Source organism: Corynebacterium sp. KPL2838 (assembly GCF_040225455.1).
Classification (GTDB): domain Bacteria; phylum Actinomycetota; class Actinomycetes; order Mycobacteriales; family Mycobacteriaceae; genus Corynebacterium; species Corynebacterium rhinophilum.
The window spans coordinates 42,326-49,019 of the sequence record NZ_JBEHFT010000016.1 but is presented as its reverse complement, the minus strand read 5'-3'; the positions used below and the strand labels follow the sequence as shown (position 1 = coordinate 49,019).

Sequence of the window (6,694 nt, the reverse complement as noted above, 5' to 3'; positions counted from 1 at the left end):
TAAACCCCTACCCCCACCAACACAAAATGTCGTTTAACTCGACACGCCGAAAAACAACACGTTTTGTCGTTTAACCCGTGAATTACTGCGCGAGGGTCGGGGAGGCGGCTTTAGCTATGGGGCCTTTGGGGCCTAGTCCCACTCGAGACCCAAGATGGCGTTTTCTACGACCTCAGGAAGAGCTGGGTGGATCCAGTACTGCTTGCGGGCAAAGTCTCGCAGGTCGATCTCGTAGGTCATTACGGTAATCAGCTGCTGGATCAGGGTGGAGGACTGCGGGCCCATCAAGTGGGCACCGAGGAGCTGGCCCGTCTTGCGGTCCGCAATCAGCTTGCAAATACCCGTGGTATCTTCCATGGCCCAGCCGTAGGCCACGTCGCCGAAGTTCTGAATCTTCACGGTGACATCGAAGCCCTGCTCCCGAGCTTCTTCTTCCTTCAAGCCCACAGTAGCGATCTGTGGGTGGGTGAAGATGGCGGCAGGAACGTTGTCGTGCGGAAGCTCCTGCAGATCCTCTGGGTGGAGCAGGTTGTGCTGGATGGTGCGGGCTTCGGCATTGGCAACGTGCTTGAGCATGTAGGGCGAAGAGACATCGCCAAGCGCCCATACGCCCTCTGCATCCGTGAGGCCATGAGCATCGGTGGAAATGCGGCCATTGTCCAGTAGCTTGATGCCGGCGTTGTCCACATCCATGAGATCGCCGTTCGGCTTGCGGCCAGTGGCGACCAGGATCGCATCTGCCTCGAGGGTATCGCCATTATCGAGCTCGAGCTTCACACCCTTGTCGGTTTCTTCCAGCTTGGTGCCATTAGCAATCCGCACATCAAAACGCTCGCGGGCAAGCTCGTTGAAGCGCGAAGAGATATCGGAGTCGAGGTGGCGCAGCAGAGTCTCACTGCGGTTGACCACGGTGACCTTGGTGCCGAGGCCATCGAAGACGTGGGCAAACTCCATGGCGATATAGCCGCCGCCTACGATGATCAGGCTTTCTGGTTGGCGGTCCATCCGCATGATGTCTTCGTTGGTGTAGTACTTCACGCCGGAATTGGCGTAGACCTCAGGGATTACCGGGCGGGAGCCAGTAGCGACGACGATCTGGTCGGCGCTGATGACGTGATCGCCGGTCTGGATGGTCTTAGGGCCAACGAAGCGAGCGTGCTCATCGTAGACGGTGATATTTGGGGTCTTGTCACCGCGGCGGTAGTCCTCGCCGCTTTGGGCGATCTGGTCAATGCGGTTGTGGAAGACGCGCTCCACGATGGAGCTCCACTCCACGTTGTTGACCTGGGCATCAATACCGAGGCGCTCGCCTTCGCGGGCGGCGAGGGCGACATCGGCGGCGTAGACGTACATCTTGGTGGGGATGCAGCCGACGTTCAAGCAGGTGCCACCGAAACGGCCCTTTTCGATGATGGCAATCTTCTTATCGTGAAAGTCGCGGTTAGCAATGGAGTTGCCGGAACCGGTGCCGATGATGATGAGGTCGAAGTGTTCCTCTGCGGCAGGAGTATTTGCTGTATCAATTGTGGTCATATTTGTACCTTAATTCATGTGTCCAATTCGGGTATTTATGCTGGTGTAGGGGCTTCCACGATGGTGGGAAGCCACGCATCGCACGCTGCGAAGGCCTCTTCTAGGGGGTGGGGGAGGGATAAAAAGACATCGTGGCGCGCGCCTTCGATGGAATGCAGCGTGTAGTGCGCGTCGAGCTCTTTTGCCCACCGCCGGGTCTGGGCGACATCGATGATGCAATCCGCATGATTGACCGCATCGCAGTACGGAGTTCCCAATAGGGAGCGGGTAGATTGCAGCGTCAATACGGGGACTCCGGTGTTAATACGGCCGCTGTGAATGGCATCGAAACCGTGGAATACGGCGGCCAACCATCCGATATATTTTTTATGCCCAGCTAGGGGTTTCATGCTGAGGTCATAGTCCCACTCGCCGTAGTAATCACTGTGCACCGATTCGCCGTAGGCAGTGAGGCTGTCCCCAAACAAGGCGGTCTTGGGTGCAATTTTGGCGGTGGAATATATGACAGGCTTCAGCGCGGAGACTGCCCAACCGGGAACGCCCATCATGTCGAGCCAAGGGCTATTGAGAATCAGCCCCTTAAGGCGGGAGAACCGCTCCGGATCATGGCGGCGTAAAAAGTCCATCCATAGCGGCGCAATCAGGCCACCGGTGGAGTGGGCCATAATGATTACCTTGTCATTCGCAATGGCATCGAGGGCCGCGGAAAGATCCGCGTTATATAAGGACAAATCTGAAACGTAGTGCCAGGACTGGCCAGGCCTATGCGAGCGGCCGCATTTGCGCAGATCGACCGCATAGAAGTCATAGCCTTGCGCCGCAAAGTGTTCTGCAACGTGTGAGTGAAAGAAGTAGTCAGTCATCCCGTGCAGCCACACCAAGGCCGGGCGGGAAGGCGATGAAGAATCGGCAGAGCCCGCCGCCCCGGAGCCTTCGCTTGATCCTGGTGCGTAATGGACGAGGGTGGTGACAACGTCCCCCTCGCCATCGGGATCGGGGCCAAGGTCGAGGGTGGCTGATTGAAAATCGGGGCCGAGGATATCGGGCCCCCATGACGGAGTTGCTGTAGCCATGACACGAGTCTAGTCAACTCTAGGGGTTCGCTACGGTAGCTGCGTGACCTGCCATTACTTCCACTCAATGTGAAGTGTATTACACGGCGTCCTATAATGTGGCGGCCAGGGTGGGGGAGAAAAACCAATCGAGTGGAGAAAAGCGTAAGGTAAGGCGTTAATGCGTGACACATCGGCAGGTTGTCTGTGCAAAACAGTCGCGGTGTGGGGCGCAAAGCGCTTAAAATATATGGTGCAGAATGCGCCGATGTATATAAATTTTCAATCCGAAGAGGTTATAACACAGTGTCCTCAGCAAAGAAGACAGCACAAGTTGTAGATGAGGTTGATGTCGCACTGGTCGGTGCCGGCATCATGAGCGCCACCCTGGGCGCTATGCTCCGCGAGCTGGAGCCGAGCTGGACCCAGATGATCTTTGAGCGCCTTGATGGCCCCGCCCTGGAATCCTCCTCTCCGTGGAATAACGCCGGTACCGGTCACTCTGCTCTGTGCGAGCTCAACTACACGCCAGAGAAGAACGGCCGCATCGATATCTCTAAGGCCATTGCCACCAACGAGAAGTTCCAGAAGTCGCGCCAGTTCTGGTCCCACCAGCTCAACAACGGCATCCTGACTGAACCTAGCGAGTTCATCAACCCAGTCCCACACGTGTCCTTCGCTCAAGGTGAAATCCAGGCGGACTACCTGAAGCGCCGCTACGAGGTGCTGAGTGAAAAGCACATGTTCCCCGGCATGCAGTTCTCTGATGATGAATCCACCTTTGCGGAGAAGCTGCCGCTTATGGCGGACGGCCGCGACTTTTCCAATAAAGTCGCTATCTCTTGGACCGAAGTCGGAACCGATGTGAACTTCGGCGCCCTAGCCAAACAGTTTCTGACCGCTGCGCGCGCATCTGGAACGGAGATCCGTTACGGCCACGAGGTCTTCGATATCGACCGCGATGGAAATGACTGGAAGGTCTATTCCAAGAACAAGCACACCGGCGATATCACCGTGGTGAAGGCGAAGTTCGTCTTCGTCGGTGCCGGTGGCTACGCACTGGATCTGCTGCGCAAGGCAAAGGTGAAAGAAGTAGCAGGCTACGCCGGATTTCCCATTTCCGGCCTGTGGCTGCGCGCCAAGAACCCGGAGCTTATTGAGCAGCACCAGGCCAAGGTCTACGGTAAGGCAGCAGTCGGTGCTCCTCCGATGTCCGTGCCGCACCTGGATACCCGCGTTATCGACGGCGAGAAGGGCCTGCTGTTTGGCCCGTACGGCGGTTGGAGCCCGAAGTTCTTGAAGAAGGGATCCTACCTGGACCTTTTCAAGTCTATCCGCCCGGATAACATCACCTCCTACCTGGGTGTTGCGGTACAGGAATTCGGCCTGACCAAGTACCTCATTGATGAGGTGCGCAAGGACTTCTCTGACCGCGTCGAATCCCTGCGTGAATACGTCCCGAATGCGAAGGAAAGCGACTGGGAGACCGTGATTGCCGGTCAGCGCGTACAGGTCATTAAGCCTGCAGGCGCCCCGCGTTTCGGTTCCCTCGAGTTCGGAACCGCATTGGTCAATAACCAGGAAGGCAATATTGCCGGCCTGCTCGGCGCTTCCCCGGGTGCTTCCATTGCCCCAGCCGTCATGCTGGAGCTGCTCGAGCGTTGCTTTGGCGAGCGCATGATTGACTGGAGCGATAAGATTCGCGAGATGGTCCCGTCCTACGGCATGAAGCTGGCCAATGATGAGGACTTCTACAACGAGATGTGGGAATACACCCAGAAGACGCTGAAGCTGGAGCGCTAAACACCCACCCTTCGGCTTTGGGCTAATTCCTGGCCCCTGCCCTCCGTGCAAAACCTATTGCGCGGAGGGCTTTGTGATGCCCAACCCCTGAATTCGGAGTTGTTAGAAAATTAGGTACCGCAGTAGGTAAGAAAACCTGCAAGCCCATCCGGATCGGGTTGTTCGTAAGACGGATTCGGCTGCCACGGATGGGTCGCGGCGTGGAGCAGATCAGTAAAGGGCTGCATATCGCCTGCCTCAGCGGCGCGCAGTGCGGCTTCGACGGCCATATTGCGGGGAATGACCCGGGGCATTGCAGCATCCACGGCATCCGGGGAGGGGTGAGTGGCTAGGTAGCTATCCACGAAGTCCGATTCCTTAAATAGTTCTTGGGCAGGAAGGGTGCGGCCGCGGGCGGCATCGGCAAGCGCACGGTGCGCCAGCGTGATATCCGGCCGGTAAAGCTGCATGGCAGTAAAGTAGGCCGAGGCTACCTCGGTGGAGGTATCGAGGGCGCTTGCCAGATCGCTGCGGCGCTGGGAGGCGAATTTCTCCTGAAACCCATTGATGGTCTCTTGCGCGAATTCGACCCCGGCATTGATATCGGCATCGAATAGCGGCACCAGCGATTCCGCGAGCCGGGCGAGGTTCCAGCCCAAGATCGCTGGTTGATTGCCAAAGGCATAGCGTCCCTGCTGGTCAATGCTGGAAAATACCGTATCGGGCGAGTAGGACTCCATAAAGGCACACGGGCCGTAATCAATGGTTTCGCCGGAGATGGTGGTGTTATCCGTATTCATCACCCCGTGGATAAAGCCCAAGCGCATCCACGAAGACACGGTGGCAATCTGGCGGTCCATGACGCCTTGGAAAAACTCCCGGTAATCTGCCCCAGGGCAGTGGCGCGCTATGGCATAGTCCGCGAGGTCTTGGAGGCGGCCAGACTGCGCGGCATAGTGAAAAGTTCCGACCCGGATATGGCTTGCCGCCACGCGGACCAGGACGCCAGCCGGCTGCACGTGGCCGCGCTGGATGGGACGGCCGGTAGAAATCACAGCAAGCGAGCGGGTGGTGGGTACGCCGAGGGCGTGCATGGCCTCAGAAACCAAGTACTCGCGCAGCATGGACGAGAGGGTGCCGCGGCCATCGGCACCCAACCGCGAATAGGGGGTAAGCCCCGTGCCCTTGGCGTGGAGATCCCACAGTTTTCCGTCTTTGTCCACCTCGCCCAAGAGCATGGCCCGGCCATCGCCCATCTGTGGGTTGAAAGAGCCGAATTGGAAGCCGGAATAGGCCATGGCATGCCCACTGTCGCGGCCTAAAAGGAAATCCAGGCCGTCTGCAGAGCGCAGCCAGTCAGTATCCAGGCCCAGCTGCACTGCCAGCTCTTCATTGAGGACTACGAGCTTAGGATCCGGTTGTTCTTCGCCGTGGGTTGCCGCCACAAATTCCGGCAGGTGATCGGCATAGTCGTGGTGTAGGTGCATTTTAGACCTCCAATTGTCCTTGCACGCGGATGTGGACGCGGCCACCGACCCAAATATCGGTGCCGTCATCGTGGATAAAGACCTCGCCGTTTCTTCCCAGCTGGCTGCCCTGGCAGGCGGTGTAGCGGGCGGGAACCAGCCCGCGCGAGCGCATGAATTGCGCGGCCCCGCCGTTGAAAGAGCCGGTGACGGGATCCTCGAATTCTGCGGTAAACGCGCGCACTTCATAGGCAGCGGAGCCCGCGTCTGCGGCGCTATCACGCATTCCCACCACGCCCACCTTGGGACGAGTGGCAGCGGGCTGAACCGCGCGCACGGCCGCGGCATCGCGCAGCTGTATAAGCCGCCAGCCGGGCCCATTATCCACCCAGGCGGAATCAAGGACGTCTGCTTCCGAGATATTCAATCCCGCGCAGGCCTCTGCAAGTTCAGCATTGCTCAGGGGACCGCCAGCGCGCAGGGGTGGGGTGGCAAAAGAATAAACTGCCTCGCGCTCGCGCACGGAGACCAACCCTACCCCGCATTCCTGCACAATGGTGCCTTCCTTTTGAGGTTCATTGCCGAGCGCCCGCCAGACGGCGGCGCTACCCAAGGTGGGGTGGCCGGCGAAATCAAATTCCTCGTGCGGGGTAAAAATGCGCACGCGATAGTCCGCCGCGGGATCGGTGGGCTCAAGCAAAAACGTGGTTTCAGAAAAATTGGTCCAGTGCGCGATGGCCTGCATCTGTTGCGTCGAGAGCCCATCGGCATGGGCCACGACGGCGAGCGGGTTACCGGAAAACGCCGAGGTGGCAAAGACATCGACTTCAAAGAACTGGAGTTGCATGCCAGCCAGTCTAG

The 6,694-nt window shown here is 58.5% G+C and carries 5 protein-coding genes; 1 reads left to right on the top strand and 4 read right to left on the bottom strand.

Annotated elements, in window-relative coordinates; translation table 11 throughout:
• Positions 1 to 132 precede the first annotated feature (132 nt).
• Together mtr and ABRP98_RS07065 are read right to left on the bottom strand one after the other, a co-directional pair.
• Positions 133 to 1,533: a mycothione reductase gene (mtr, locus tag ABRP98_RS07070; RefSeq protein WP_349858308.1), complete on the bottom strand. Its 1,401-nt coding sequence runs from the start codon at positions 1,531 to 1,533 to the stop codon at positions 133 to 135.
• A gap of 35 nt (positions 1,534 to 1,568) precedes the next feature.
• Positions 1,569 to 2,606: an alpha/beta hydrolase gene (locus tag ABRP98_RS07065; protein WP_349858307.1), complete on the bottom strand. Its 1,038-nt coding sequence runs from the start codon at positions 2,604 to 2,606 to the stop codon at positions 1,569 to 1,571.
• 285 nt (positions 2,607 to 2,891) lie between these two features.
• Here ABRP98_RS07065 and mqo point away from each other — a divergent pair, with 285 nt between their 5' ends.
• Complete coding sequence (mqo, locus tag ABRP98_RS07060; protein WP_349858305.1) at positions 2,892 to 4,388, top strand: malate dehydrogenase (quinone); 1,497 nt, start codon at positions 2,892 to 2,894, stop codon at positions 4,386 to 4,388.
• A gap of 110 nt (positions 4,389 to 4,498) precedes the next feature.
• Here mqo and ABRP98_RS07055 read toward each other — a convergent pair whose 3' ends face one another.
• Complete coding sequence (locus ABRP98_RS07055; protein ID WP_349858302.1) at positions 4,499 to 5,854, bottom strand: protein adenylyltransferase SelO; 1,356 nt, start codon at positions 5,852 to 5,854, stop codon at positions 4,499 to 4,501.
• Between the two features lies 1 nt (position 5,855).
• Positions 5,856 to 6,680: a PhzF family phenazine biosynthesis protein gene (locus ABRP98_RS07050; protein WP_284796021.1), complete on the bottom strand. Its 825-nt coding sequence runs from the start codon at positions 6,678 to 6,680 to the stop codon at positions 5,856 to 5,858.
• Positions 6,681 to 6,694: the final 14 nt, after the last annotated feature.

Excerpts from the sequence above, each read along its gene's own strand:
- ABRP98_RS07065 (WP_349858307.1), bottom strand. The coding sequence starts at position 2,606 with ATGGCTACAGCAACTCCGTCATGGGGGCCCGATATCCTCGGCCCCGAT.
- ABRP98_RS07050 (WP_284796021.1), bottom strand. The coding sequence starts at position 6,680 with ATGCAACTCCAGTTCTTTGAAGTCGATGTCTTTGCCACCTCGGCGTTT.
- ABRP98_RS07055 (WP_349858302.1), bottom strand. The coding sequence starts at position 5,854 with ATGCACCTACACCACGACTATGCCGATCACCTGCCGGAATTTGTGGCG.
- mtr (WP_349858308.1), bottom strand. The coding sequence starts at position 1,533 with ATGACCACAATTGATACAGCAAATACTCCTGCCGCAGAGGAACACTTC.